Source organism: Hymenobacter segetis (assembly GCF_054776495.1).
In genome coordinates, this window is sequence record NZ_BAAHBV010000002.1 from 1,460,561 (window position 1) to 1,487,060 (window position 26,500).

At 61.0% G+C, this 26,500-nt stretch carries 17 protein-coding genes; 10 read left to right on the top strand and 7 right to left on the bottom strand.

Annotated features, from left to right (window positions below; translation table 11 throughout):
• The 8 genes from ACYU70_RS16535 to ACYU70_RS16570 all read left to right on the top strand — a co-directional run bounded on the left by ACYU70_RS16535 (position 1) and on the right by ACYU70_RS16570 (position 12,881).
• Positions 1–1,848 carry a RagB/SusD family nutrient uptake outer membrane protein gene (locus ACYU70_RS16535; RefSeq protein ID WP_342295004.1) on the top strand — a complete coding sequence of 616 codons (1,848 nt, stop codon included), beginning with the start codon at positions 1–3 and terminating at the stop codon, positions 1,846–1,848.
• Between the two features lie 152 nt (positions 1,849–2,000).
• Positions 2,001–4,511, top strand: a complete 2,511-nt coding sequence (locus tag ACYU70_RS16540) for a glycoside hydrolase family 95 protein (protein ID WP_460616044.1) — start codon at positions 2,001–2,003, stop codon at positions 4,509–4,511.
• Between the two features lie 42 nt (positions 4,512–4,553).
• Positions 4,554–5,447 (top strand): alpha/beta hydrolase, encoded by an 894-nt coding sequence (locus ACYU70_RS16545; RefSeq protein WP_460616045.1) that lies wholly within the window; start codon positions 4,554–4,556, stop codon positions 5,445–5,447.
• A gap of 93 nt (positions 5,448–5,540) precedes the next feature.
• Entirely contained in the window at positions 5,541–8,246 is a 2,706-nt protein-coding gene (locus ACYU70_RS16550) for a glycoside hydrolase family 3 protein (protein WP_460616046.1), read from the top strand.
• A gap of 46 nt (positions 8,247–8,292) precedes the next feature.
• The gene (locus ACYU70_RS16555; protein ID WP_342298524.1) at positions 8,293–9,075 is read left to right on the top strand and encodes a rhamnogalacturonan acetylesterase; all 783 of its coding nucleotides are present in this window, start codon (positions 8,293–8,295) and stop codon (positions 9,073–9,075) included.
• Positions 9,076–9,111: 36 nt separating this feature from the next.
• A complete protein-coding gene (locus ACYU70_RS16560; protein ID WP_342298523.1) occupies positions 9,112–10,119 on the top strand; it encodes a pectinesterase family protein in 1,008 nt (335 codons plus the stop codon).
• Between the two features lie 45 nt (positions 10,120–10,164).
• Positions 10,165–11,841 carry a glycoside hydrolase family 28 protein gene (locus ACYU70_RS16565; protein ID WP_342298522.1) on the top strand — a complete coding sequence of 559 codons (1,677 nt, stop codon included), beginning with the start codon at positions 10,165–10,167 and terminating at the stop codon, positions 11,839–11,841.
• A gap of 41 nt (positions 11,842–11,882) precedes the next feature.
• Positions 11,883–12,881, top strand: a complete 999-nt coding sequence (locus tag ACYU70_RS16570; protein ID WP_342298520.1) for an alpha/beta hydrolase — start codon at positions 11,883–11,885, stop codon at positions 12,879–12,881.
• Positions 12,882–12,983: 102 nt separating this feature from the next.
• Here the strand turns inward: ACYU70_RS16570 and ACYU70_RS16575 are convergent, their stop codons facing one another.
• On the bottom strand, positions 12,984–14,537 hold the full coding sequence (locus ACYU70_RS16575; RefSeq protein WP_342298518.1) for a hypothetical protein: 1,554 nt from the start codon (positions 14,535–14,537) through the stop codon (positions 12,984–12,986).
• Positions 14,538–14,778: 241 nt separating this feature from the next.
• Here ACYU70_RS16575 and ACYU70_RS16580 point away from each other — a divergent pair, with 241 nt between their 5' ends.
• Positions 14,779–16,539, top strand: coding sequence for an ABC transporter substrate-binding protein (locus tag ACYU70_RS16580; RefSeq protein ID WP_342298516.1), 1,761 nt, complete (start codon positions 14,779–14,781; stop codon positions 16,537–16,539).
• 1,660 nt (positions 16,540–18,199) lie between these two features.
• Here the strand turns inward: ACYU70_RS16580 and ACYU70_RS16585 are convergent.
• Positions 18,200–18,406 (bottom strand): hypothetical protein, encoded by a 207-nt coding sequence (locus tag ACYU70_RS16585; RefSeq protein ID WP_342298515.1) that lies wholly within the window; start codon positions 18,404–18,406, stop codon positions 18,200–18,202.
• 369 nt (positions 18,407–18,775) lie between these two features.
• Between ACYU70_RS16585 and ACYU70_RS16590 the strand changes: the two genes are divergently transcribed.
• Entirely contained in the window at positions 18,776–20,305 is a 1,530-nt protein-coding gene (locus ACYU70_RS16590) for a hypothetical protein (RefSeq protein ID WP_342298514.1), read from the top strand.
• An 813-nt stretch (positions 20,306–21,118) separates the two neighbouring features.
• Here the strand turns inward: ACYU70_RS16590 and ACYU70_RS16595 are convergent.
• From ACYU70_RS16595 to ACYU70_RS16615, 5 genes are all read right to left on the bottom strand, one after another.
• Entirely contained in the window at positions 21,119–22,789 is a 1,671-nt protein-coding gene (locus tag ACYU70_RS16595) for a molybdopterin-dependent oxidoreductase (protein ID WP_342298512.1), read from the bottom strand.
• A gap of 43 nt (positions 22,790–22,832) precedes the next feature.
• Positions 22,833–23,216 carry a cupin domain-containing protein gene (locus ACYU70_RS16600; RefSeq protein ID WP_342298511.1) on the bottom strand — a complete coding sequence of 128 codons (384 nt, stop codon included), beginning with the start codon at positions 23,214–23,216 and terminating at the stop codon, positions 22,833–22,835.
• Between the two features lie 142 nt (positions 23,217–23,358).
• Entirely contained in the window at positions 23,359–24,405 is a 1,047-nt protein-coding gene (locus ACYU70_RS16605) for a tellurite resistance/C4-dicarboxylate transporter family protein (RefSeq protein ID WP_342298510.1), read from the bottom strand.
• A 101-nt stretch (positions 24,406–24,506) separates the two neighbouring features.
• Complete coding sequence (gene hmpA, locus ACYU70_RS16610) at positions 24,507–25,712, bottom strand: NO-inducible flavohemoprotein (RefSeq protein WP_342298509.1); 1,206 nt, start codon at positions 25,710–25,712, stop codon at positions 24,507–24,509.
• A gap of 56 nt (positions 25,713–25,768) precedes the next feature.
• The gene (locus ACYU70_RS16615) at positions 25,769–26,212 is read right to left on the bottom strand and encodes an RrF2 family transcriptional regulator (protein WP_342298507.1); all 444 of its coding nucleotides are present in this window, start codon (positions 26,210–26,212) and stop codon (positions 25,769–25,771) included.
• Positions 26,213–26,500: the final 288 nt, after the last annotated feature.

Here is a 26,500-nt window from a genome sequence, read left to right on the forward strand (position 1 = left end):
ATGAAATCTTCCTTCATCCTTCGCGCCGCCCTGGCCACCAGCTCTTTGTTGGGTGCCACGGGCCTGCTCACGGCCTGCAAAGACTACCTCGACGTAAGCCCGGCCTCGTCCTACATTTCTGACGACGTATTCAGCAGCGTGGCCAACGTGAACAGCGCCGTGATTGGCGCCTACGACCCGCTGTCGGGCGACAACGGCTACGGCGTGCGCCTCTCCACGGGCTACCCCTCCGACACCGACGAGGGCCAGAACCGGGCCGGCGCGGCCGACGGTGGCAGCCGCGACATCAACCGCTACCGCGTGACGGCCGGCACCACCGAGCTGATTGGGCCCTTCACCACGCTCTACCAAGGCGTGGAGCGCGCCAACATCTGTATACAGAACATCCCGCAGATGGCGCTCTATAAAAACGGCACCGCCGCCGAGCAGAAGGCCCTGCGCCGCGCCTACGGCGAAGTGCTGGCCCTGCGGGCGCTGTACTACATGGAAATAGTGCGGAACTGGGGCGACGTGCCGGCGCAGTTCAAGCCCTCTTCGGCCTACACCGACCTGAACCTGCCCCAGACCCCGCGCAACGAGATTTACGACCAGATTCTGGGCGACCTCGCCCTGGCCTCGAAGCTGTTGCCCTGGCGCCGGGAGTCGGACGTGAACGCCTACGAGCGGTTCACCAAAGGCGCGGCCAAGGCCCTACGCGCCCGCATTGCCCTGGCCCGCGGCGGCTGGCGTTCCAGCGCCCGCACCGGCCAGATGGAACGCCCCAGCGACTACCTGACCTACTACACCATGGCCCGCGCCGAATGCGACACGCTGCTGCAAAACCGCAGCCAGCACACCCTCAACCCCAGCTACGAGCAGGTGTGGCGCAACATCAACGAGGCCAAGTTCGACACGCAGTACGGCGAAATCATGTTTGAAGTGGGCATGGGCTCGGGCTCGGCCGCCTCGGACAGCAAGCTGGGCTACAACAACGGCCCGCGCCTCGACGTGGCCTCGAAATGGGGCCAGGGCGGCGGCTCCTACACCATCAACCCGAACTACTTCTACACCTTCGACTCGACTGATGTGCGCCGCGACGTGACTGTGACGCTCTACCAGACCGTGGCCGCCACGCCCAACACCCAAACCAGCACCACGCTGAACGCCTTGCGCGACGGCAAATTCCGCCGCGACTGGCGCGTGCCGCTGCTCACCGGCTCGTCGCAAACTCTGGGCCTGAACTGGCCCATTGTGCGCTTCGCCGACGTGCTGCTGATGTTTGCCGAAGCCCAGAACGAACTGGCCGACCCCGCCACGGCCTACCACGGCACCACACCGGTGCAAGCCCTGGAAGAAGTACGCCGCCGGGCCTACCCCGCCAGCCGCTACGCTGCCCTGCCCACCACCCAGGTGGGCACCAAAACCGGCTTCTTCGACGCGCTGGTGAAAGAGCGCCTGCTCGAATTCGGCGGCGAAGGCATCCGCAAATACGACCTGATTCGGTGGAACCTGCTGGGCGCGAAAATCGCCGAAGCCAAGGCCATCATGACCGATATCCGCAATGGCACGGGCATCGGGGCCAGAGTTCCGCTGTATGTGTACGGCTACGCCGTGAACGACCAACTGCGCTACGTCCGCTCGCTCTACCGGCCGTTTGACGTCAGCACCAACACCATTCCGATTCCGGGCTCCACCGCCACGGCAGCCAAATTCAGCTGGCGCCAGGCGCTGACGGGGGGGACGACGTCCACGTTCATCGACCTGTTTGCCGCCAACTACGTGCCCAATTCGGGCGACGAGCTGCTGGCGTTCCCGCAAACCGTGGTTGATTCCAACCCCAACCTCAAGCAGAATTTCGGCTACCTGTAAGCCTGAAACGACATGAACAGCCTCATTCGGGTGGGAGTCCAAATGGGGGCTGTTCGGGCAACTCCAACCGGTGCTGTAAACGAGCATCGGGTGGGGTTGCCCACCGTTTTTTTCGCCCTGTTCGCTTGCTTTTTCCACGTTATTCTTTCCTGATGAAAGTAGTGCCGCTGCGCCGGAAGGCCTCCACGTACCTGTCCATCGGCCTGGGCCTGTTGGCGGCGGGCGTATCGCCCGCTGCTGCCAAACCATTGCCAGTCACGCCGCTCAAGCTGTGGTACGACCACCCGGCCGCCAACTGGAACGAGGCCCTGCCTATCGGCAACGGCCGGCTGGGCGCAATGGTCTTCGGCACGCCCGAGCGCGAGCGGCTACAGCTGAACGAGTCGACCATCTGGGCCGGCGGCCCGAACAACAACGTGAAGCCCGACGCGCTGCCCATCATCCGGCAGTTGCGCGAGCAGCTGAAAGCCGGCCAGCAGGTAGAAGCCCAGGCCCTGGCCCAGGAAAAAATGCTGCCGCAAGGCAACAGCGGCATGCCCTACCAGATGGCGGCCAACCTCTACCTAACCTTCCCCGGCCATGAAAAAGCCACCAGCTACTACCGCGACCTGGACATTGGCCGCGCCGTGGCCTCGGTGAGCTACCAGCTGGACGGCGTGAGCTACAAGCGCGAAATGTTCAGCTCGTTTCCCGACCAAGTGATGGTGGTGCGGCTGACGGCCAGCAAGCCGGGCAAAATCGACTGCCAGCTCAGCGAAGAAACGCTGGTAAAATCCACCCTGCGCACCGAAAATAATCAGCTGATTCTCGACGGCAGCGGCAACGAGCACGAAGGCCAGCCCGGCCAAATCAAGTTCCAGACCCGCGTGCAAGTGGTGGCCGAGGGCGGCAAAGTGCTGGCCGAGCCGCAGGGCCTGCGCATCGAGCACGCCACCAGCGCCACGCTCTACATTTCCATCGGCACCAATTTCATCAACTACCACGACGTGAGCGGCGATGCTGCCCAGCGGGCCAGCGCCTACCTGGCCCAGGCCGTGGGCAAGCCCTACGAGCCCGCCCGGGCCGCGCACGTGGCCGCCTTCCAGCAGTATTTCAACCGCGTGAGCCTGAGCCTGGGCGTGACGCCCGCCGCCCAAAAGCCCACCGATGTGCGCCTGGCCAACTTCGCCAACGGCCAGGACCCCGCCCTGGCGGCCCTGTATTTTCAGTACGGCCGCTACCTGCTCATCAGCTGCTCGCAGCCGGGCGGGCAGCCGGCCAACCTGCAGGGCATCTGGAATGACAAGTTGAAAGGCCCCTGGGACAGCAAGTACACCGTGAACATCAACACGGAAATGAACTACTGGCCCGCCGAGCCCACCAACCTGCCGGAGATGCACCAGCCGCTCTTCGCCATGCTCAAAGACCTGAGCGTGACCGGCCAGCAAAGCGCCCGCACCATGTACGGCGCCCGCGGCTGGGTGATGCACCACAACACCGACATCTGGCGCATCACCGGGCAAGTCGATAAGCCCAATTACGGCCTCTGGCCGATGGGCGGGGCCTGGCTCTCGCAGCACCTCTGGGACCATTACCAGTTCACCGGCGACCAGGCTTTTCTGCGCGAATACTACCCCGTGCTGAAGGGCGCGGCCACCTACTACGTGGATGCCTTGCAGGAGGAGCCCACACACAAGTGGCTGGTGGTGAGCCCGTCGATGTCGCCCGAAAACTCTTACCAGCTTGACAATACCAAAATCAGCATCGTGGCCGGCACCACCATGGACAATCAATTGGTGACGGACCTGTTTTCCAAAACCATCCGGGCCAGTGAGCTGCTGGGGACCGATAAGGCCTTTGCCGATACACTGCGCACCATGCGGGCGCGGCTGGCCCCCATGCAGATTGGCCAGTACGGGCAGGTGCAGGAGTGGCTGCAGGACCTCGACAACCCCAAGGGCACGCACCGGCATATCTCACACCTCTACGGCCTGTTCCCGAGCGGGCAGATTTCGCCCTACCACACGCCCGAATTGTTCGAGGCCGCCCGCGTCACGCTCACCCAGCGGGGCGACATTTCCACGGGCTGGTCGATGGGCTGGAAGGTGAATTTCTGGGCGCGCATGCAGGACGGCAACCACGCGTATAAGCTGCTCACCAACCAGCTGCGCCTCCTGCCCGGCACCGTGGAAAAGGTGAACGAAGCCACCGGCGGCGGCACCTACCCCAACCTGCTCGACGCCCACCCGCCGTTCCAGATTGACGGCAATTTCGGCTGCACCTCGGGCCTGGCCGAGCTGTTTGTGCAGAGCTACGATGGTGCTATCGACATCCTGCCGGCCCTGCCCGATGCCTGGCCCACCGGCGAAGTACGCGGCCTCGTGGCCCGGGGCGGCTACGTGGTGGACCTGGCCTGGGAGCAGGGCAAAGTCACCCGCCTGCACATCACCTCCCGCCTCGGCGGCAACTGCCGCGTGCGCCTGCACAGCCCCCTCAAAGCCACCGGCAAAACCCAGCTCACGGCCGCGCAGGGCGATAACCCCAACCAATTCTACCAAATTCTGCCCGTGAAAGCGCCGCTCATTTCAGCCAAGGCCACGGCCGCCAAACGCAGGCTGGCCGCTTTCACGCTCTACGATTTGGCCACCCAGGCCGGCCAGTCTTACGACCTAACTGCGCAATAAGCGCCAGTGCCAGCTATGCCGCTTCGCCTCCTTCTTTTTTGCTTGCTAAGCCTGAGTTTCCGGCCCGTGATGGCCCAGGAATTCCTGCCGCTGTGGCCGCGGAAGAAGATGCCCAATTCAAAAGGTCTGAAGCTGGAAGACAAGATTGAGAACGAGCGAATAGTGCAGGTGGGCACGCCAGGCATATATGCTTTCTTCACCTCGAAAGAGGAAAACAAGGGCTGCGCCGTGCTCATCTGCCCGCCGGGCGGCTACCAGAAATTGACGTACCTGGTAGGCGGCACGCAGTTGGCCAAGTGGTTCAACACCATTGGCATCACGGCCTTTGTGCTCAATTACCGCCTACCCAACTCGCCCGACCTGAAAGAGCGCAGCATCGCCCCCGAGCAGGACGCCCAGCGCGCCATGCGCCTGATTCGGGCCAACGCCGCCCGGTGGAAACTCGACCCCAGCCGCATCGGCATCATGGGTGCCTCGGCGGGCGGGCACCTGGCTTCCACCCTCGGCACTCACCCGGAGGATGTGTCGGCCATCGGCGATTCGCTGGACAAGCAGCCTTTCGCGCCCAGTTTCATGGTGCTGGTTTCGCCGGTTATCACGCTGGGGCAGTACGCGCACGTGGGCAGCCGCAACGCGCTGCTGGGCGAGAACGCGCCGCCGGAACTGGTGGCGAAATTCTCGAACGAGCTGCACGTGACGGCCGCCACGCCGCCCACTTTCCTGGCCCACGCATACAACGACCCCACCGTTAATCAGCGCAACAGCCTGCTGTTCTACCAGGCGCTGGTGGAGCACGGCGTGCCCGGCTCGCTGCATATTTTCCCGCAGGGCGCGCATTCCATCGCCGTGCGCAACAACCCCGGCTCGGCCAACCAGTGGACGACGCTGTGCGAGGCCTGGCTGCTGGAAATGGGCTTTCTAACCGCGAAAAAGTAGCTCGACCAATATGCCTTTGCGGTGCCTTGCTTATCCGGCCTCACGCCCTTCCCCCATTGGCGGACGACCGGAAGTTTTTCCTTCTCTCTTTCTATGAACAAGCCGCTAATAGCCCTGTCGCTGTCCCTACTGGCCGGTTGCGTCGCCAGCCAACCCACCCAGCCAACCGCCAGCGCCCCGCCCACTACTACCCCAGTCGTCGCGGCCGAGGCTCCGGCCAACCTGCCCTTTCGCAACCCGGATTTGCCTTTTGATGAGCGCGTGAATGACTTGATGGGGCGGCTGACGCTGCCGGAGAAAGTCTCGCAGATGCTGAATAACTCGCCGGCCATCGACCGGCTGGGCATTCCGGCCTACAACTGGTGGAATGAGGCCCTGCACGGCGTGGCCCGCACGACCCTGAAAACGACGGTGTTTCCGCAGGCTATCGGCATGGCCGCCACGTTTGACCAGGACGCTATGCTGCAAATGGCCACCATGACGGCCGACGAGGCGCGGGCCATTCACCAGGAATACCAGCGGCGCGGCGAGCGGGGTAAATACACGGGTCTCACGTTCTGGACGCCCAACATCAACATCTTCCGCGACCCGCGCTGGGGCCGGGGCCAGGAAACCTACGGCGAAGACCCCTACCTGACCGGCCAGCTGGGCATGGCCCTGGTGAAAGGCTTCCAGGGCGATGACCCGAAGTATTACAAAATAACGGCCTGCGCCAAGCACTTCGCCGTGCACAGCGGCCCCGAGCCCCAGCGCCACGTATTCAACGCCCAAATCAGCGACTATGACCTGTGGGACACGTATCTGCCCGCCTTCCGCGACCTGATTGTGGACGCCAAAGTGGCCAGCGTGATGTGCGCCTACAACGCCTACGCCGGCCAGCCCTGCTGCGGCAGCGACAAGCTGATGAACGAGATTCTGTACAAGAAATGGCAGTTCACGGGCTACGTCACGTCCGACTGCGGCGGCATCCTCGACTTCTACCGCACTCACAAAACAGACGCCGATGCGCCCGCCGCCGCTGCCACCGGCGTGCTGCACGGCACCGACCTGGAATGCGCCAATGGCAAGCTATTCACCTATAATTCCTTGCAGGAAGCCATCAAGCGCGGGCTGCTAACCGAGCAGCAGGTGGACGTGTCGGTGAAGCGGCTTTTCAAAATCCGTTTTCAGCTGGGCATGTTCGACCCGGTGGAGCGCGTGAAATACGCCCAAACCCCCATGAGTGTGGTGGAAAGCGCCCCGCATCAAGCCCACGCGCTCAAAATGGCGCAGGAATCCATCGTGCTGCTCAAGAATGAGCAAAACACCCTGCCACTGCGCCGGGACCTGAAGAAAATTGCCGTATTCGGCCCCAATGCCGACAACGAAACCGTGCAGCTCGGCAACTACAACGGCTTCCCGACCACCAACGTGACGCCGCTGGCGGGCATCCGGGCCAAGGTGGGACCCAGCACCGAGGTAACTTATACGCAAGGCGTTGACTACGCCAGCGACATCATTTACGAAACCTTCGATGTCAACAAACACCTGGCCTACGACGGTAAGCCGGGCTTTAAAGCCGAGTATTTCAAGGGCACCAAGCTGGAAGGGCCGCCCGTGGCCAGTCTGCAGGAAGCACGCCTGAACCGCAACCTCAGCGACCCCGACCAGGAAATCGCGCCGGGCCTGCGCTCGGAGAACGTTTCTGCCCGCTACCTCACCACCTTCACGCCCGACAAAACCGAGGAGCTGGCCTTCCAGCTCGCCGGCGATGACGGCTACCGCTTGTTCATCGACGACCAGTTGGTGGTAGATAAATGGGCAACGCAAAATGCCTCCACCAGCCAGTACACCACCAACGTACAGGCCGGCAAAAACCTGAATATCAAGCTGGAGTATTTTCAGAATAGCGGCCGGGCCACGCTGAAATTCGGCGCTGCCCACGTGCTGCCCTTAGATAAGCAGCGCGTGTTGGCCCAGGCTAAAGCGGCCGACGTGGTGGTGTTCGTGGGCGGCATTTCGCCGCGCCTCGAAGGCGAGGAGATGAAAGTGGACATCGAAGGTTTCGGCGGCGGCGACCGCACCACCATTGCCCTGCCCAAGGCCCAAACCGAGCTGCTGAAGCTGCTGCACGCCACGGGCAAGCCGGTGGTGTTTGTGATGATGACGGGCAGCGCCATCGGCTGCACCTGGGAGGCAGCAAACTTACCGGCCATCGTGAACACCTGGTACGGCGGGCAGGCCACGGGCACGGCCCTGGCCGATGTGCTGTTTGGCGACTACAACCCTTCGGGCCGCCTGCCGGTGACGTTTTACAAATCGGAAAAGCAGTTGCCCGCGTTCGATAACTACGACATGGCCGGGCGCACCTACCGCTATTTCAAAGACACTCCGCTCTACCCCTTCGGCTACGGCCTGAGCTATACCACCTTCAAATACAGCAACCTGAAAGTGGCCGCCACGGCCCCCACCGGCCAGCCCGTAACGGTGAGCGTAGAGGTGCAGAACCGCGGCCGCCGCGCCGGCGACGAGGTGGTGCAGCTCTACGTGCGCCACCCCGATGCCCGGGGCCCGGTGGCGCTGCACGCGCTGGAAGGCTTCCGCCGCGTAGCCCTCCAGCCTGGCGAAAAGAAAACCGTAACCTTCACCCTCACGCCCCGCCAGCTCTCGCGGCTCAATGCGCAGGCCCAGCGGGCGGAGCGGCCCGGCAGGGTCCAGCTTTTCGCCGGTGGGGGCCAGCCGCTCAGCCAGTCGCTGGCCGATGGCCGGATATTGAAGGCGGAGGTGAAGCTGACGGGCAGCAGCGTAGCTATTGACTAAGCGCAATTTCAGACCTTTGAAAATCACCTCATTCAACTTTCAGCCCATGACTAATTACGTGCTAAAAAGCGCCGCCGCGCTGGGCCTGTTGCTGCTCACGGCGTTTGCGCCGCCGCCCCGCAAAATCACCGTGTACCTTATCGGCGATTCCACCATGTCGATAAAGGAAACCAAAGCCTACCCGGAAACCGGATGGGGCATGCCGTTCGTCTACTTTTTTGATGAGACGGTGACCGTGGACAACCGCGCCCAGAACGGCCGCAGCACCAAAAGCTTCGTGGCCGAAAACCGCTGGCAGCCCGTGGCCGAGGGCCTCCGGGAAGGCGACTACGTCTTCATCCAGTTCGGGCACAACGACGAAGTGCCCACCAAAAGAAGCTACACCCCGGAAGCCGATTATAAGAACTACCTCATCCGCTTCATCGCCGAAACCCGCGCCAAAAAGGCCTCGCCTGTGCTCATCACGCCCGTGGCCCGGCGCAAGTTTGACGCCGCCGGCAAGGTGGAGGGCACCCACAACGTGTACTCCGAAATTGTGCGCGTCACCGCCCGCGAGCAGCAGGTGCCGCTCATCGACCTCGACCGCGAAAGCCAGGCCATGCTGCAGCAGTTCGGCGTCGAAAACTCGAAGCTGCTCTTCAACCAGGTGGTGCCCGGCGAGCACCCCAACTACCCCGACGGCAAGGAAGACAACACGCACTTCAACGAACTCGGCGCGCGCAAGATGGCCGAAATCGTGCTGGCCGACATCCGCGCGCTCAAGCTGGAGCTGGCCACCCGCATTGTGCAGCGCACCGCCGCCAAAACGGTGGACCCGCAAGCACGCTAACCGGTCAGGTCGAATCATTCATAATTAATTCTATTGATGCGCTTTAGAAATCTTGTAGCAGTCATCAGCCTGTTGCTGACTGCCCCGCACCTGCACGCTCAGGTAGCGCCGCCGGCGGCCCCGGCCAAGGCATCGGCTAAAATCGAAACCTTCCTGGTGCCCGTGCGCCTGACGGTGGCACCCGATGGCAGCGGCGACTACCGCACCATTCAGGAAGCAGTAATGGCCGTGCGAGACTTCATGCAGGTGCCGGCTACCATTTTCATCAAAAACGGCACCTACCACGAGAAGCTGCTGGTGCCCTCGCAGAAAACCAACATCACTCTGCTGGGCGAAAGCAAGGAGGGCGTGGTCATCACCTTCGGCGATTATTCCGGCGATGCCGAGAAGCACAGCACCTACACCTCGGCCACGGTGCGCGTGCAGGGCAACGACTTCACGGCCGAAAACATCACCTTCGAGAATTCGGCCGGGCGCGTGGGGCAGGCCGTGGCCCTGCACGTGGAGGGCGACCGCGCCACCTTCCGCCACTGCCGCCTGCTAGGCAACCAGGACACGCTGTTTTTGGCCATCGAGAACAGCCGGCAATACTACCAGGACTGCTACATCGAGGGCACCACGGATTTCATCTTTGGTTCCAGCACGGCCGTGTTTGAGGGCTGCACCATTTTCAGCAAAACCAATTCCTACATCACGGCCGCTTCTACCTGGCCCCGGCAGGCGTTTGGGTTGGTGTTTCTGAACTGCAAGCTCACGGGCGGGCCGGAGGCCACCAAGGTTTACCTTGGCCGGCCCTGGCGGCCCAATGCCCGCACCGTGTTCCTCAACACCGAAATGGGCGCGCACATCCGGCCCGAAGGCTGGGACAACTGGGGCAAAGCCAGCAACGAAGCCACGGCTTACTACGCCGAATTTGCCAGCACCGGCCCCGGCGCTGCGGCCAAGGGCCGCGTGGCCTGGAGCCGGCAGCTCACGCCCAAAGAGGCCCGGCGCTATACCCTCCCGAACATCTTCGCGGGCACTACGCCGTGGCTGCCGAAGTAAAACCAGCGCCATCAAAGGTGACCCGCCAAACTATTTTCCCTGCTTATGAAAACATACCTCTCCTTACCGGTGGCCCTCCTGACGGCTGCGCTGCTGGGCTCGTCCCGGCCGGCCCTGGCGCAGGCTGCCGAAACCTATTCCTGGGCGCACCTGCCCACGGCTCAGTTGCCCACGTTCAAAGCCGACACGTTCGATATCAAGCGTTACGGGGCCAAGCCCGACGGCATCACGCTCAATACGCAAAGCATTAACGAAGCCATTGCCGATTGCAGCCGCAAGGGCGGCGGCGTGGTACTGGTGCCCCAGGGCTTGTGGCTGACGGGGCCGGTGGAGCTAAAAAGCAACGTGAACCTGCACCTGGTGCGGGCGGCCGTGCTGCAGTTCACCACCGATTTCGACCAATATCCGCTGGTGTTGGGCAGCTTTGAGGGCAAGCCCTCCTACCGCAATCAGTCGCCGCTGTCCGGCACCGGCCTGACCAACGTGGCCATCACCGGCCGCGGCATTGTGGACGGCAACGGCGACGCCTGGCGCATGGTGGGCCGCGACCGACTGACGGACAACGAATGGAAGAAAAAGGTAGCCTCCGGCGGCCTGGTGAGCGAGGACGGCAAGAAATGGTACCCGTCCGAAAAGACGCGCTTGGGCTCCGTAACGCCCAACCCCGGCGACGTGGTGCCGGGCAAAACCGCGCAGGACTATGCGCCCATCAAGGACTTTCTGCGCCCCAACCTGCTGGTGCTGACCAGCTGCAAAAAGGTGCTGCTGGACGGCGTGACGTTTCAGAACTCGGCGGCCTGGTGCCTGCACCCGTTGATGTGCGAGGACCTGACGGTGCGCAACGTGCTGGCCCGCAACCCCGATTACGCCCAGAACGGCGACGGCCTCGACGTGGAGTCGTGCCGCAACGTGCTGGTGGAAGGCTGCACCTTCGACGTGGGCGACGACGGCATCTGCATCAAATCGGGCAAGGATGCGGAGGGCCGCAAGCGCGGCATGCCCACCGAAAACGCCGTCATCCGCCGCAATGTGGTGTACCGGGCGCACGGCGGCTTCGTCATCGGCTCCGAAATGTCGGGCGGGGCGCGCAACCTGTTTGTGGAAGACTGCACGTTTATGGGCACTGACATCGGCCTGCGCTTCAAAACGGCCCGGGGCCGCGGCGGCGTGGTAGAGAATATTTTCGTGCGCAACATCGCCATGAAGGACATTGTGCACGACGCCATTCTGTTCGACATGTACTACTTCACGAAGGCTCCGGCCAAGCTGGCCGACGGCCAGGCCGCCCCCGAAACCATTCCGGCCGTGACGGAGGCCACGCCACGGTTCCGAAATTTCACCATCAGCAACATCGTCTGCAACGGGGCCGAGCGCGGCCTTTTCCTGCGCGGCCTGCCCGAGATGAGCGTGCAGCAAATCAGCTTCGATAACCTCGTACTGAAAACCAACAAAGGCGTGGAGCTGATTGAGGCGCAGGACATTCGCATCAGCAACCTGCGGCTGGAAACCCAGGCGGCCGCGCCGGTGGTGTACGTGGAAAACAGCCGCAACATCAGCTTCGACGGCTTGCGGGTGACGGCCCCCGCCGCCCAGCCCTTGTTCAGCGTGAGCGGCAGCCGCACCGAAAAGATTACGGCCGCCCGCACCGAGGCGGGCAAAGGGCGCATGGCCGTTGAAGCCAAAGCCGGTGCCAATGCCAAAGCCGTCAAAGTCAAAAGCTAGGCACTGGCGAGACTCATTATTTCGATTTCTTACAGATGCACATGTCCTTTCAAAAATGCTTTTTCCGGCTGACCGGGTCGGCCCTGCTGGGCGGTGCTTTGCTGACGGGCCCGGCCCAAGCCCAGCAGCTGCCGGCGGCCCGCGATACTTCCTTCACGGTGCGGAGCGCTTTTATCAAAGAGAAGAAGCGTCACCCTGAAATCAGCATTGCCCAGCCCGCCCTGCCCGCAACGGTGCAGGCCGCTTACAACCTGACTTATTGCACTTTGGGCACGCGCGCTTTGCAGCTGGACATTTTCTACCCCAAGGCCAAGCGGAAGAAAGGTTACCCGGCGGTGCTGTTCATTCACGGGGGCGGCTGGCGCTCCGGCAATCGGTCGAACCACATTCCCATGGCCCAGCAGCTTGCGGCCCGGGGCTACGTAACCGTCACGGCCGAATACCGTCTCTCGACCGAGGCCCAATACCCCGCGGCCGTGCACGACCTGAAGGCCGCCATCCGCTGGCTGCGCGCCAACGCGCGGCATTACCCCATCGACACGACTCGGATTGCCGTGTGGGGCTTCTCGGCCGGCGGGCAGCTGGCGGCCCTGGTGGGCACCACCAATGGCGATAAGCAGCTGGAAGGCAGCGCCTGCAACACCAGCCACTCCAGCAGCGTGCAGGCCATCGTGGACGTGGATGGTACGCTGTCGTTCACACACCCCGAATCGGGCGAAAGTGCCAACAACCAGCCTTCGCCGGCCTCAGCGTGGCTGGGCGGGCTGAAAACGGAAAAGCCGGCGCTGTGGGAGCAGGCCGGGGGCCTGAGCCACGTCACGCCCCAAACCCCGCCCATCGTATTCATCAACAGCGCCGTAGACCGGATGCACGCGGGCCGCGAGGACCTGATTAAGCAGTTGGATACCTACCACATCTACCACGAAACCCACGCCTTCCCCGATTCGCCCCACACGTTTCCGCTGTTCAACCCCTGGTTCGAGCCCACGCTCCAGTTCACGGCCAATTTTCTGGATAAGGTGTTTAAAACCAGACGATGAATTGCCGACAACCGGCCCCGCCGCTGTGCGCTTGGCTTGTACCACGGCGCTCGTCGGGTTGTATTCGTTTTTTCTACTGAAAGCTTACAACCCGCCCCCCGCCTACTGGGTGGCCGGGCTACTTGCGGCAGCAGCAGCCAAGAGGGGCTTGAGCGCCGGTGGGGAGGTGCGCAGGTGCTGCAAAATGATGCCCCAGAGCAAGGGATAGGGAATTATCTCGACTTCCGCAAAAGCCTCTCCGGGCGGTGGGGTATTCGCCAGCTGGTGCAGGAGCGGCGCGGCGCGCTCCGCACACCGGGCGGGGTCAAACTGCTCGTCGGCGATGAGCTGCAGCAAGCGCAGAAACAGGCGGGTGCGTTGGTTTGTCGCTTCCCGCAGGTGCCGCAGCCGGTATTTGCGCAGCGATTCCACTCGCAGCACCACGGCCTCAGCATCCTGCTCCTGCAGGAAGTAGAGCACTTGGCCAATCAGAATGGCGACGTTGAGCCCGCGCTTATCGCGGCTGTATTCGGGCATCATCAAGGCGAGCTTGCCCAGCTCCCGGCGGCGGGCCGGGCTGGGCTTGGTGGGCGGCAGTACGAAGTCCAGGTAAGCACCGAACAACTCCCAGCGCTGTTGCGCCCGCTTGTTTTGGCGCTCAAAAACCGGGCTGAGATGGGCCCGCTGCACCACCCGCCGGGCCAGGTCGAACTGGCCGGCGTGCATAGCCAGCAAAAGGCGATGCTCCTCAAAATACATCCAGTTCACCGCCGTTGGGTGAAAATGCTTTTCGGCTTCCCTGGCCACCTCAAGCCCCCTTTCCGGTTGCTGGGTCAGCAGGTAGGCATACATCCGCATGAACAGATTAAAGCGGATATCGAACCGGTGCGCATTGAACTGCCCGCGGGCCAGCTGGCGCTCCGCTTCCAGGGTAAAATCAATGATACCCTGGTAATCACCGGATTGCTCCAGGTACACTATTTGCACCCGGTAGTAGATATCGGCCGTGCCGGGGGTCTGGGCCTGAAGGTGCAGCTGCCGCAGCCGTTCGAGCTGGGGCTTCAGCGCGGCAAGCATGGTAGAAAGCGGCGTTACCGGGCCGGTGCGCGCCAGCCGCACGTCGGCGTATATCGCTTCGGCTTGCTCCTCCAGCCGCCGGAGCCCCTGCAGGCGCTCCAGTTCCTTCACCACGGCCCGGAACTTCTTCACCTCCTGCATTTCGGCATACACGGTGCGCAGCTGCTGCGCGGCCTCAATGGCATAGGCCGTAAAGCCGTCCTGTATGGCCTTGGCCAGGCAGCTGGCACACACCCGCGCCGACAACGCCGAGGCCCCTTCCTGATACAGAATCAGGCCCTTGTGCAGCAGGTCGAGGCATTCGAGCTGATACCGGCGAGAAACCGAATAACGGGGGTCCGAATGGTCGAGGAAGTAGAGGTGGTTGAGCAGCTTGCCAAAAACGCGGGCGTGCAATTGGCGAAAAGCCGCATCATTCTTCACCGATGGCTGGTCGTAGAGCGTGCGAATCAGCTGGTTCCGGGAGGGCTCTTTCGATTCGGCCAAGGCCGATACCAACCGGTTTTCCTTGACCTTATCGCCGGCCTCAAAATCAAGCAACGGCCCTTGCCCCTGCCGGCGATTGATGATAATGCGAGCCAGATTGCGGGAATCTTTCATTGGGTAACGTAGCCGACAGAAGAGAAAAAAGAGCGAATAATTATATGCTCCCGCTCAATCAGTGAACAAATGATTAATATATACGAGCATAAAGAGTGAAATTAAAGCTGGGCCGTCGCAAGTTCTGCTTTCTCCTACCTTTACCCGGCAACTGGAAATCGTCCCGTTGCCTGGAATCACCTCGTTTGCGTCATGCAACGGGATTTCCACCGTTCTGGTACTCTACTCTCAATCTGTCCGCATGGCTCACACGCCTCGTCTCCTGCTGCTCGCTTCCCTGGCCGTACCGGCCGGCTTCATGAGCAGCTGCTCCTCGCCCTCGAAGCCCCAGGCCGTTGATGCCCCGGTTCGCATTCGCTGGGCCCGCGACCCGGAATCATTGGACCCGTTTACGCAGCCCAACCAGAATGCCGTCGAGGCGCAGGGCCTGCTGAGCGGCGGCCTGCTGGCCGTCAACCCCGAAACCAGAAAGTACGAACCCTTTCTGGCCGAAGCCTTGCCCCAGGTCAGCTACAGTGGCGATTCGCTGACCCTGCTTTCCTATCGCCTGAAGCCCGTGGCCACCTGGGACTCGGGCCAGCCCATCACGGCCGCCGATGTCGCGTTCACCCTCAAGCTCATTTTTTGCAAGGGCGTGCCCAACGAAGGGTTTCAGCTGCAGGATGCCTTCATCCGGGAGATAAAATCGGACCCGCGCGACGCACGCCGGTTCACACTCGTCTGCAAAGGCAAAGCCCCGGATTACGTGCAGGCCTCCGGCGATTTTCCCGTGGTCCCGGAGGCCGCCCTCGACCCGGAAGGCCGCCTGCGAAAGTATTCATTGGCCGAAATTCAGGGCCGGGCCAGTGCCAGCCGGCGCGCGGAGCTGGCCCAGGTGCAGCAGCTTATAGCCACGCGGTACACTGCCGCCAGCCCGGCGCAGCACCCGCAGGCCCTGGGCGGGTGCGGCCCCTATGCCCTAAAGGAATGGAGCCGGGACCGGCAGGCAATCTTCACGCGCAAGAAAAACTGGTGGGGCGACAAAGCCGGCAATTCCGTTTTGTTTCAAGCCAAAGCATCCCAGCTGGCGTACGTCATCATCCCGGACGAATCTGCGGCCGCGCTGGCGCTGCGTAGCGGGCAGCTCGACGTATTCCCCAACGTACCGGCCCGGGTATTCGAGCGCCTGAAAAATTCTTCGACAGCACAGCAGCAACTCGCCTTCTACACCTCCCCCACCTACGAAGTAATGACGGCGGGCTTCAACACCAGCCGGCCGGCCCTGCACGACGCGGCCACCCGGCAGGCCCTGAGCCGGCTCTTCGACGCCGAACAGCTGCGCCAGGCCAGCCAGCTGGGCAAAGGCTTCCGTACGGTCGGCCTCATCAGCCCGCAGGAGAAAGGCAAGTATAACGACAGCCTGAACCTGATACCCTATAGCCCAAGCGCGGCCGCCGAGCTGCTAACAAAAGCCGGGTGGCACCGCAGCCCGGCTGGGTGGAGCCGGCAGCTGGGCAAAAGCCCCGCGCAGCAGCTAAGCCTGCAGCTGCGCTACCGGGGCAGCGATACCAATTACGAGCTCGTGGCCCTGCAATTTGCCAGCGCCGCCAAGGCCCTGGGCATCCCGGTCGCCCTGGCCCCCACCGAGTCGGGCGTGCTGCGCGGCCTGCTGCAAAGCGGCGACTTCGATATGTACGTGCAGAGCATCAAAGGCAACCCCTTTCTATTCAACTTTTTGCCCATCCTCGGCACCGCTGGCATTGGCGAAGGCAACCTGACCCGGTTTGCCTCGCCGGCCGCCGACCAGCTCATGCAGCAGGTGGCCGCCGCCGAATCGTCGGCCGAGCGCGATGTGCTGCTGCGCCGGTTTCAGGCCCTGATGCAGCAGCAGCTGCCGCTGGTACCGCTGTACTTCGTCGCCAACCGTGTTATTGCCAGCAAAGACGTAGCCGGCGTAAACGTCATGAGCCTAAAGCCAGGCTACCTGGCCTCAACCATTTACCACGTAGTCCCGGCTAAATAACGGTCTACGGGGCACCCATGCAAAGGCCTGACTACTGCGCAGTAGTCAGGCCTTTGCATGGGTGCCTATCGGCTGTTGGGCCAGAAGCCCAGTTCATATGTCTTCCAGGCGAGCCTCCAGTTTAACTGATTTGAGTTGCGCACCGAAGCCAAGCTTCCTTACCCGAGAAATCAAACTGCCCAAAAACTCACTTATAATCAGCATTTTATAAACAACATAATACGAGCATTTTCTTCAGCTGCTGTTCAAATCATTGCCAGGTTTCTTTTTCGTTTAACGTCGGCAGAAAGCGTTTGATATGTCACAAAACATCGCATTCAGTGTAAAATCCATCGACCTATCTTTAATTTATTTTGTTGAAAACCAATTAATTATTAATTCATATCGCAATATTATCAATAAATTCATTGCCATATCAATAATAACAGCATCACAAACATATTCCTTTTACACGGATTATGCCCCGGGTATTTTTGCGATGAAAAGCAGCTCCTATATCAAAATTACTGGCTGTTTGCCAAAGAGTTATTCTAATACGCATAGCCCAATCAGGTGCTATGCATTTGACAATATAGCAAAATCACTCTTTCCACTTTTCAGCCTACCGAGCCGTATTGTGAACATGGACCCTTTCCGTCCAGTCAGGCCCTTCCAGTTTGACTAACAATGCGGCTCGCAATTTAAAAAAAGGCCCAACGCATGCGTTGGGCCTTTTTTTTTAAAGACAGTAAGTCATCGGGAGCGGGCAGGGTGCTATACCTACACAAAAAAGGCCGCTGCATTAATGCAACGGCCTTCTAAGTAGCAGGTTTAGCCTAGAGGTGTCTACCCCACCTGTTCAACTAAACCATGCGGCACGAGAAGGTCCTTCCTTTCCACATTTCCAGCCCGTGCGGGTTACTTATGGGTCAAAGATAGCAAAATGGTGAGCGGTACCACCGAATAATTTATGCAGATGGGGGCATTTACTCGCCTAACAGCCACCAATAAACGACGAACGCTGCTTCTGCCGGGGAAGGATATACCAACCCGGCGAGGCTTTTTATAGAATTGCCGCACCATTAGTCAGGGTGAGGAAGGAAAGATATGCCCCTGCCGAAGGGACTTAGGACGTTGCAAAAGTGTATAGCCCCAACAATGATGGTGTGTTTTCCGGGCTAAAATTCATTTTGCTGGCCTATAGCCACGCCAAACGCTTGAAGACCTTGCGAGGGCTAACTCCGCATGAATTTGTCTGTGCCCAGTAGCCAAACAACTCCTCTATTTTTATCCGTTATCCGTGCCCCGCTCCACTTTACACTGGAGCTATACAAGCGGTATAATCTGCACCCTGATAATAATTATGCATTCTGATAATCAGGCACTCTGCGCACCTTGCGGTGCTCAGAAACTACCGCCGCAGTGCTAATTCCCCCCAAACCTTGGTCATGCGTCAAGCACCTGCACTGTTGAGCCCAACAGCCGGGCCTCGGCCGATGCGGTGAGGGTACTGAGCGAGGTACCGCCCGCTTCGGACGCGGAGGCCCGTGAGGCCACCTCGCCTTCCCTTCCCAGACGGAGCACCGCCCATGGCCATGCCGGCCACCGTACAGCAGCCACCACGCGGGTTGCAGTGCTGCCCGTTTCGGCGCGCGCCGTGCGGCGAAGGGGCAGCAGCTTATTATTTACCAATAACGTCGTTGCCCCAGCCGCCGCTGCCGACAGTCGTATCGTTGCAGGTTACATCGTTGCCCCAGCCACCGCTACCCACCGTTCCATCTGCCGCTATTACGGAGGAAGTCGATTCGTTGGCATTCAGTTGGTCCGTGGGAGCGTAACCAAATACGGTGGCTAGCTGGAACAGGGCGATGGCGAAGAAGTCGAACATGGTCGATGGGGTGTAAGTGTTTGTGTATTAATTAAGAACACAACAAAATTAGGGCACCCCCCGAGGCTAAAAAAGGACACTCTCACCCTAAATCAGACCATGAATAATACAAGTAATTCTTTAATATTCTTAAGAAGATAGTAAACACACCCTCAAATGCATTAAGCCCACCGGGTTTTTATTTTCGTATTTCTACAAAATATCGTCAATTTGCGACATATCAGCCGATTATTGGCTGTAAAATCACGGTACAAAGGTGAGTGGTGCCCACGAATGAAAAAAGGAAACATTCCTCGTTTTTAAGACACGGGGTTTTGCAGATTACCAAGGCTGAAAATGCCAATTCCAGCCCGTTATGGCTGTTTTTACATGAATGATATTTCCAATCTTGCGCGAATTGTGACATCGCGGGCGCTGCATTCGGTGCCGGTGCTGGACCTGTCCGCCGAGCATAAAACCAAGGAATATCAATTGGTGCAAGCACTAATTGATGCACCCGACGCTACGCAAAACCAACTAGTTAAGGCCTTATACGGTAAGGCATCAGCGCCCAACGTTCGGGCATTGCAGAAGCTCCAATCGCGGGTACGCGGCAAATTGCTCAATCACCTTTACTTCCTCGACCACTCCGATTCGCGCCACCTGGTTTCGCGGCGGTACCAGAGCGAATGCCTCGATTTGCTGCATAAAATCAGCATTCTCTTCGCCGAGGGCGAATACGTGCTGACCGAGCAGTTGCTCAAGCGCTGCCTGAGCATGGCCCAAAAAGGGGAATTCACGCAGTACGTCGTGCAGTGCGCGCGGATGCTGAGCACGCTCTACGCGCAGATGCGCAAGGCCCACTTGTTTGAGAAAATGGATAAGGTGCTCCAGCAGGCTCAGCACATCCAGTCTCTGGAAGACGAGGCCGAACGGCTGCACGCCCAGACGCAACTAGCCCTGGCCAGCACGGTGAGCAGCCGGCGGGCCGTGCTGCCCCTGCTGCCGGCGCACCTGGAGAAACTGGAGGCGCTGCATCGGCGGGCCAAAACATTCAATACCTACAACTACCTCTACCGGCTGCGCCTGGCCATCCACGAGCTGCAGGGGAACTACGCGGAGATTATTCGCCTGACCGCGCTGGCCACCAAGCAGCTGCGCGAGGGCAAGCTCAATGAGCGCCGGTTCGACAAGCGCTACAATCATTTCATGACCGTTTTTGCGCACTTGCGCAGCCGCCAGCCTACCAAGGGCCTGAAATTAGCGCAACTGGCGATGTCGGACTTCCATCCGTCTTCCAGTAACTGGCTGTTTTTTCAGGAAAACCACGTGCTCCTGGCCCTGCACGCCCAGAACTACGAATACGCGCAGCAGCTATTCACCACGGTGATGAAAAACCCGGCTTTCTCCAAGCAGCGGCCGGCGGCTTTGGAACGCTGGGATTTGTACAAGGCTTACAACGACTTCGTGCATCCGACGCAGCGGATGGGCCCCGCGCGGCGGGTGCAAATGGCCCGGTGGGCGCTTATGCTGCCGGAGTTCAGCCGCGATAAGAGCGGGCTGAACGTTGCCATCCTGGTCCTGCAAATGCTGGTTTATATGCGTGAGCGCAATTTCGAGGAAATCATGGTGCGCCTGGAGCGCCTGCGCAAGTACCAACAGCGGCACATGGTGGGCAGCGGCATGATACGCAGCAAACTGTTTCTGCGCCTGCTGCGCATCATGGTGGACAAGGGATTCAATTCGAAACAGGCCGCAGAAGGCGGAAAGGCCATTTTGCAGCAGCTGCAAAGCACCAATCCTCCTGGTGAAGCCTACGCTGAAATTGAAATCATTCCGTACGAGCACCTGTGGGCGCTCATTTTGGAGATGCTACGCGACCAATTCCCCGTACCGACGGCCTTCGGAGCGCAGGGCTAGCCATAGTCCCCCATTCCCGGTTCGAATTTCGGCCTACCTCATCATGGAGCGGATAGAATTGCTCATACGATTCAGAAAGCCATGTCTCCTCCAGTGGAGCCAATAGCCAGGAGGTGTTAACAATGGCTATTACCCTGGAGCATGGGAACACGGCTCGCCGACGCGCAATGGGCGCGGTTGGTGCCACTGTTGACGGGTCGGGAAGGCACGAGTGGGGGTCGCGACTGCACCAAACCTGTTGAGGCACCGATGGAGTTGAAGCGGTGATGACTTTGCCAAGACATTCATTGAGCCAGGCCCTCACCACACACAGCATTGAGAGTAGCTATTTTAGGGTTACAACCCCTCCTGATTGTGCCGTGCGTTTGTTTGAACCAGCGCTTAAGCCAAAACAGCCACCCAGCTTATTAGTTAAATAACTGTTCATCAATGAGCAAGGAACGAGACTCGAACTCTCGACCCTCAGCTTGGGAAGACACGAGACGGGGGTTATCAGCAGTTACTAAAACTGCCTTAACGCTATCAAAAACACGGTTTTTACCTCTCTCAACTTATCGTCATTTATCGTTGTTACCCCCTTCTACTACATTGGTTTAAACAAACGATGGTGGCTGTTGCAGAAGCCATGGATTCGCTCCCCTATCGGCGGCCTTGCGCATTGGGTCGTCCAGAATAGCCTTTTCATCCTTTTTGGCGCTCAGGCCTGAGCCTTTCAGGTTCAAAAATCGTTTTGCGGGAGTTCTGCAACAGCCATGTTTAGTAGCGTTCGGCATCGGGCGGCTGTCCGAAGGCGATGCCCGGGCACCAGCCGGCTCAGGTATCGGCCAGTAGGTCGAAGTATTCGTCGTCCTCGTTTTTGCCCCCGAACCCTTTGCCAATGGCGGTATGGCTGGCAATAAACTCGACCCGGCAGACCCACTTCACCATCTTGTAGCCCAGTTGGTTTTCCACCCGCAGCCGCAGCGGCGCGCCATGGCCTTGGGAGAGCGGCGCGTAGTTCATTTCCCAGGCCAGGATGGAGGCGGGCTTGAGGCAGTTGGCCAGCGTGTGGGTGTCGTAGTACGCGCCGCCGTACAGGCCCTCACCGAAGGAGTAAAACGCCACGGTGGTCACGGAGGCGTGGGGCCGGACGAGCGCGGCCAGCTTGCTGATAGGCAGCCCGCCCCATTCGGCGATGGCCGACCAGCCCTGAATGCAGTGGTGCATGGTGATATTCTGCTCCAGGCCCAGCGCTTTCAGCTCGGCCAGCGACAGTTCCACGGGGTTCTCCACTAGCCCACCTACCACCAGCTTGAAGTCCTGGAAGTTGTTCGTCATCAGGGCGTGCCATTGCTCGGAATCCGGCAGTTTGCCGTTCAGCCAGAAATAGGGCGTGATGTCGGCTTTCGTGTAATAGGTCGTCGGGTGAAACGTGTCAATCGACCAGCGCCACAGATTGCCGTTGATGGCAGCGGCAGTTTTTTGCAGGGCGCGGGGCCGCTGCCACGATACCCAGTGCGCCCCGAGCGCGGCCGCCACGGTCAGCAGCAGCACGCTGGCCCCTATCCACAAGCCGGTATGGCTCCCCGAATCGTCCTGGCCGGTACCCATGTGGTTCATGTTGCGGGTGAGGCCAGTGGCGGCCACCATCGCAACGTGAATGATAGTGAACGCGACGTAGGCCACCATAACCAGAAAATGTACCGAGCGCGCCCCCTGCCGGTTGCCGAACAGCTTGGGAAACCAATGAAACCGGTTTTCGATGGCCGGCGACATGGCCATGCCGCTCAGCATCGAGATGGGTGCCAGCAGAAACACGACCGCGAAGTACGCGAGCTGCTGCAGGGCGTTGTAGTGGAAAAAGCCGTTGGGCTCTACTGGCAGGTGGAAAGTGGCGTAGTGGACGAAAATGCGCCAGGCATCGGGCAGCACCTGCCACGACGTGGGCACCAGTCGCTGCCACTGGTTGGTAAAAAAAAGCAGGACAATGAACACCGCCCCGTTGAGCAGGAAAAAGGGCACCGTGATAAAGTGCCAGTGCCGGGCCAGCCCGATGGTGTGCCGGTAGCCGGGCAGTCCCAGCACGGGGCTCAGGTAGCGGGCGTCCTCCTTGGCCGTCCACACCCGGTCGGTGGGCACGGCCACGGGCGTGAAGCGGAGCCAGTCGGTGCCCGGCGCGCAGCCATTATTCCAGTACAGGCGGGCATGGTCGGCCAGAATGGACAGCCCACTGCGGACGATGAGCACCAGGAAAAAGAAATTCACCCAGTGGCCGAGGCGCAGCCAGGCCGGAAAGCCCTGCGGGTCTGCCGCAGTGGGGGCCACCAGTAGGGCCGAGGGGTCGGCAGGCAGCCCAAAGGTCAGGTACTGTGCCCAGGCCAGTCCCACGGGCACCAGCACCAGCGCCGCGCATACGGCCAAGGCTCCCGGCTGGAAGCGGACCACCAGCCGGCGGTCGGCGGGGTAATGCACGGCCCGTTGGGCCGCAGTGTGGGTGGTAAACATGGGGATTTGCGGGAAGGTGAAACGGATTTACCAACGGCTGGCCCTACTTCGACACGGCCAGCGTGAGCAGGAATGCCGCCTCAGTGACGGCCCGCACGCTGTGCGGAATGCCGGCGTGCAGCGTCAGCAGCTGCCCTGGCGCTAATTCTGCCGCTTGCTCCGCCGTACAGAACGTCAATTGGCCGTCCAGCACCTGTACACTAATGGGGCCGGGGGCAGTGTGCGTTTTCAACTCGGCGCCGGCGTGCAGGGCCAGCAGCACGACGCGCAGGGCATCCGTCTTGAACACGGTCAGGGAATTGCGGTCGCCGGTCTGGTAGGCGGGCTCCTGCCGGACCTGGGCTAGCAGAGCAGGCAGGTCGAGCACCCGCAGCGGCACGTCGAGGGAGTGGCCGCCGGTCGGGCGCTGGGGGGTAGGGGTGTTCATTTGGGTTTCCATGGTTTTTTTAGGTTTTGACCGAATGGCCCCACGGGCCGAAGCCCCTGGGGCAGCGGGGAATATGCAATAGGCATCCCCGTTAAAAGTGGCGCTGTTTTCGGGGGCAGCGCCGCTGGGGCGGGCCGCGTCCCTACGCCCGCCCCAGCTCGGGGGTGGGCGCTGGTTTAGCGGGCACCAGCAAGTGGTGCAGCATGCCCGCCATCGTCGACAGCCAGGCCGCCAATGCAATGAAAATAAAATAGGTCGGGATGAGTTGAAGGGCCGGCAGGGGCAGGTCCTCGGCGAGCTGGCCGGTGGCGGCCGTGTACATGCCCAGCGGAAACACCATCGTCCAATAAGCCGGGGTGTAGACAAACGTCGGGCGCGTGGTCCAGTGGTTCCAGAGCCGCAGCCCAAACACCAGCGGGAGCCACCAGGTACTGACGGCCCAAAACAAGACGCAGTAGGCTTTCACAAAGGGCCGCAGGTCGGCCAGCGCCGGCGTGTGCTGCATGGCCCCCACTAAACTGGCGCCGGCCAGCACCGTAATGGCCCCCGCCCCGATGCTCACCCAGTACGCAGCCCCTACTTCCTCGCCCACCAGCCGCACGAAGGCCAGCCGGTAAAAGAGCAGCGTACTGAGCACTACGTATAGCCAGCTACCCAGCAAAAACAGCCCCAGCACCCCAAACACGCCCACGTCGGCGGGCAGGCGGCTACCGGGCAGCAGCTTCGCACCCAGCACGGCCAGCCCCTCGGTGGCCACCACCAGCAGCAGCCACCGCCCGCTAAAGCCCCGCTCCAGGGTCGGCTTTTTCGCCCCCGTGCTGATGCCCCACAAAAAGGCGTAGAGCAGCAGCGCCCAACCACCGGCCGCGCCTAGCCACAGTACGCTGCCCAGCCCCTGCTGGCCGCGCAACTGCACGAGCTGGCTGCCGAGCAGCGTGGTGGCCGGCACCAGGGCCAGGAAGCCGGCCCCGGTTTCGTGCGCGGTCAGGGCCCGCCAAAACGCCTTCGGGAACAGCACAAGGCGCAACAGCAGCAGCCCCACGAACAGCGGGTACAACCCCAGATTCAAATAAAAGAACCCTTCCGCTACCCACGTCAACTTGAGTGCGTGCGCCGCCAACGAAATAATGCCCGTGGACATCACCAGCGCAAAATAGGCGGGCGAAAACTGCTCGATGGCGGATTTCATCGGTGGGGGAAGGCATTAGGGTTTCTGTTCGCTGAGATGACCCGAACAGCCTCGGTTAGATGGCATGAAACCCTGCCCGGGCTTTCGGACGGACCAGCTGGCTATACGCTTAGCGTAGCCGGGCCGAACTCCTCGAAGTGAATGGCCGCGCGGGGCACCCCCAGGGCGGCCAGGTCCTGCACCTGCTTGCGGATGAAGGGGGCCGGGCCGCACACGTAGTAGTCGGCCTCCGGCATCAGGGTGCCGCCGTTGAGCTTGTTCAGGTCCACGAAGCCGGCGTGGTAGCCTTCCTGCTCCAGGCCGGGGGCCAGTGTGTCGTAAAAAATGTGCTGCTGCATGTTTTCGTGGTGGCCAGCCAACTGGGTCACCGTCTCGCGGAAGGCGTGCACCTGCGTATCGCGGCTGCCGTGCACCCACACTACCTCGCGGGGGCTGCCGGTGCTCATCAGGTAGTCGAGCATGCTCAACAGGGGCGTCTGGCCCACGCCGCCGCTCACCAGCACCACGGGGGTTTGCTTGGAAGTGTCCAGGGTGAAGTCGCCGGCCGGCGCGGCCAGCTCCACGATGCCGCCCTCGGCCACGAAGTCGTGCAGCCGGTTGCTAATCAGGCCATCCGGGGTGGGGCTGCCGGCTTCCTTCTTCACCGAGATGCGGTAATATTCGCCGTTCGGGGCGCTGGAGAGGCTGTACTGGCGCGGCTGAAACAGGTTCAGCTCAGGCAAAAACAGACGCAGGCTCACGTACTGGCCGGGCTGGTAGTCCGCTACTTTGCCGCCGTCGGTCGGGTAAAGGTAGAACGAGGTGATTTCATCGGATTCGGCCACTTTCTGCTTCACCGCAAACGGCCGCCAGCCCGTCCAGCCGCCTTCCTGGTTGGCGGCGTGCTGGTAGAGGCCGCTTTCCAGGCCACTCATCAGGCCGGCCAGCTCGCCGTAGGCCGTGGCCCAGGCCTCGAGCAATGCAGGCGTGGCGGCCTCGCCCAGCACCTCGCCGATGGAGGCAATCAGGTGCCGGCCCACGATGGCGTAGTGTTCGGGCCGGATGTCGAGGCTGACGTGCTTGTGGCCGATTTTGGTCACGGCGTGCACCAGCACCGAGGGGTCTTCGATGTTCTCGGCGTAGGCCAGCACGGCTATCGCCAGCGCCATCTGCTGCTTGCCGTTCTGCTGGTTGCTCATGTTGAAGACATTCTTCAGCTCGGGGTTGTGCTCGAACATGCGGCGGTAGAAATGGGTGGTCAGGGCCACGCCGTGCGCTTTGAGGGTGCTCACGGTCGCCGTAACGAGGGCTTTTTGGTCAGAATTCATAACGATAAAAGGGTTGTTAAAGGACATTTTTGTCCGGTATAGACGCAAAAAAAAGGTTAGCTGAATTGCTTCAAAAAGCCCAGGCCGTCGTGCACCTTGCCGGCGAGCTCGCCCAGGGTGTGGCTGCCCAGCACCTCGTTGAGCTGGTCGCGGATGGGCAGAAACTGGTAATGCATGGGGCAGGGCTGCTTGGCCGAGCACTGCGGCAGGCCCAGAGCACAGCCCTGCAGCATCGCGCCCCCGTCGATGGCCACCACAATCTGGCGCAGCGTGACGGTGCGCAGCTGCTCGGCCGTCAGCTCAAAGCCCCCGGTGGGACCTTTCACCGAAGTGATGAGTTGCGCGCGCACCAGCTGCTGGAGCACCTTGGCCGTGAAAGCCTCCGGCGACCCGATTTCGGCGGCAATGTCTTTCAAGCCCACGCGGCGGCCGGAGTCGGCTGACTGCTGCCCGAGGTAAATCGCGGCCCGAATCCCATACTCACACGCTTTGGAGAACATTCCCATTATGGGGCAAAGGTACGGCCATATTCTATACCGGACAAAATTATCCGCTAATTATGTGTTGTGCTTTTGAGCCTTGCTGCCTTAATATGTAAGCGTCCAAGAAAATGGTGAGGCCGTAGACGCGCTCCGTTCATTTAATGAATACTTTATTTATTAATAGTGGCGAAGGGATAAGCTTACTCTAAAGAGAGCATCAAAGAGTATGAGGCAACCCTGTCTTTCAGTCGGGTTAAGCGGAACCAGAGCCAACAGACGCTTAACCCGAAATGGCATTGCCCGCAC

What these genes read in the sequence shown, in the direction of transcription:
- ACYU70_RS16605 (WP_342298510.1), bottom strand. Translation starts at nt 24,405, where the DNA reads ATGAAATCCGCCATCGAGCAGTTTTCGCCCGCCTATTTTGCGCTGGTG.
- ACYU70_RS16570 (WP_342298520.1), top strand. Translation starts at nt 11,883, where the DNA reads ATGTCCTTTCAAAAATGCTTTTTCCGGCTGACCGGGTCGGCCCTGCTG.
- ACYU70_RS16615 (WP_342298507.1), bottom strand. Translation starts at nt 26,212, where the DNA reads ATGTTCTCCAAAGCGTGTGAGTATGGGATTCGGGCCGCGATTTACCTC.
- ACYU70_RS16540 (WP_460616044.1), top strand. Translation starts at nt 2,001, where the DNA reads ATGAAAGTAGTGCCGCTGCGCCGGAAGGCCTCCACGTACCTGTCCATC.
- ACYU70_RS16595 (WP_342298512.1), bottom strand. Translation starts at nt 22,789, where the DNA reads ATGTTTACCACCCACACTGCGGCCCAACGGGCCGTGCATTACCCCGCC.
- ACYU70_RS16555 (WP_342298524.1), top strand. Translation starts at nt 8,293, where the DNA reads ATGACTAATTACGTGCTAAAAAGCGCCGCCGCGCTGGGCCTGTTGCTG.
- ACYU70_RS16585 (WP_342298515.1), bottom strand. Translation starts at nt 18,406, where the DNA reads ATGTTCGACTTCTTCGCCATCGCCCTGTTCCAGCTAGCCACCGTATTT.
- ACYU70_RS16565 (WP_342298522.1), top strand. Translation starts at nt 10,165, where the DNA reads ATGAAAACATACCTCTCCTTACCGGTGGCCCTCCTGACGGCTGCGCTG.
- ACYU70_RS16580 (WP_342298516.1), top strand. Translation starts at nt 14,779, where the DNA reads ATGGCTCACACGCCTCGTCTCCTGCTGCTCGCTTCCCTGGCCGTACCG.
- ACYU70_RS16600 (WP_342298511.1), bottom strand. Translation starts at nt 23,216, where the DNA reads ATGAACACCCCTACCCCCCAGCGCCCGACCGGCGGCCACTCCCTCGAC.
- ACYU70_RS16550 (WP_460616046.1), top strand. Translation starts at nt 5,541, where the DNA reads ATGAACAAGCCGCTAATAGCCCTGTCGCTGTCCCTACTGGCCGGTTGC.
- ACYU70_RS16560 (WP_342298523.1), top strand. Translation starts at nt 9,112, where the DNA reads ATGCGCTTTAGAAATCTTGTAGCAGTCATCAGCCTGTTGCTGACTGCC.
- ACYU70_RS16535 (WP_342295004.1), top strand. Translation starts at nt 1, where the DNA reads ATGAAATCTTCCTTCATCCTTCGCGCCGCCCTGGCCACCAGCTCTTTG.
- ACYU70_RS16575 (WP_342298518.1), bottom strand. Translation starts at nt 14,537, where the DNA reads ATGAAAGATTCCCGCAATCTGGCTCGCATTATCATCAATCGCCGGCAG.
- hmpA (WP_342298509.1), bottom strand. Translation starts at nt 25,712, where the DNA reads ATGAATTCTGACCAAAAAGCCCTCGTTACGGCGACCGTGAGCACCCTC.
- ACYU70_RS16590 (WP_342298514.1), top strand. Translation starts at nt 18,776, where the DNA reads ATGAATGATATTTCCAATCTTGCGCGAATTGTGACATCGCGGGCGCTG.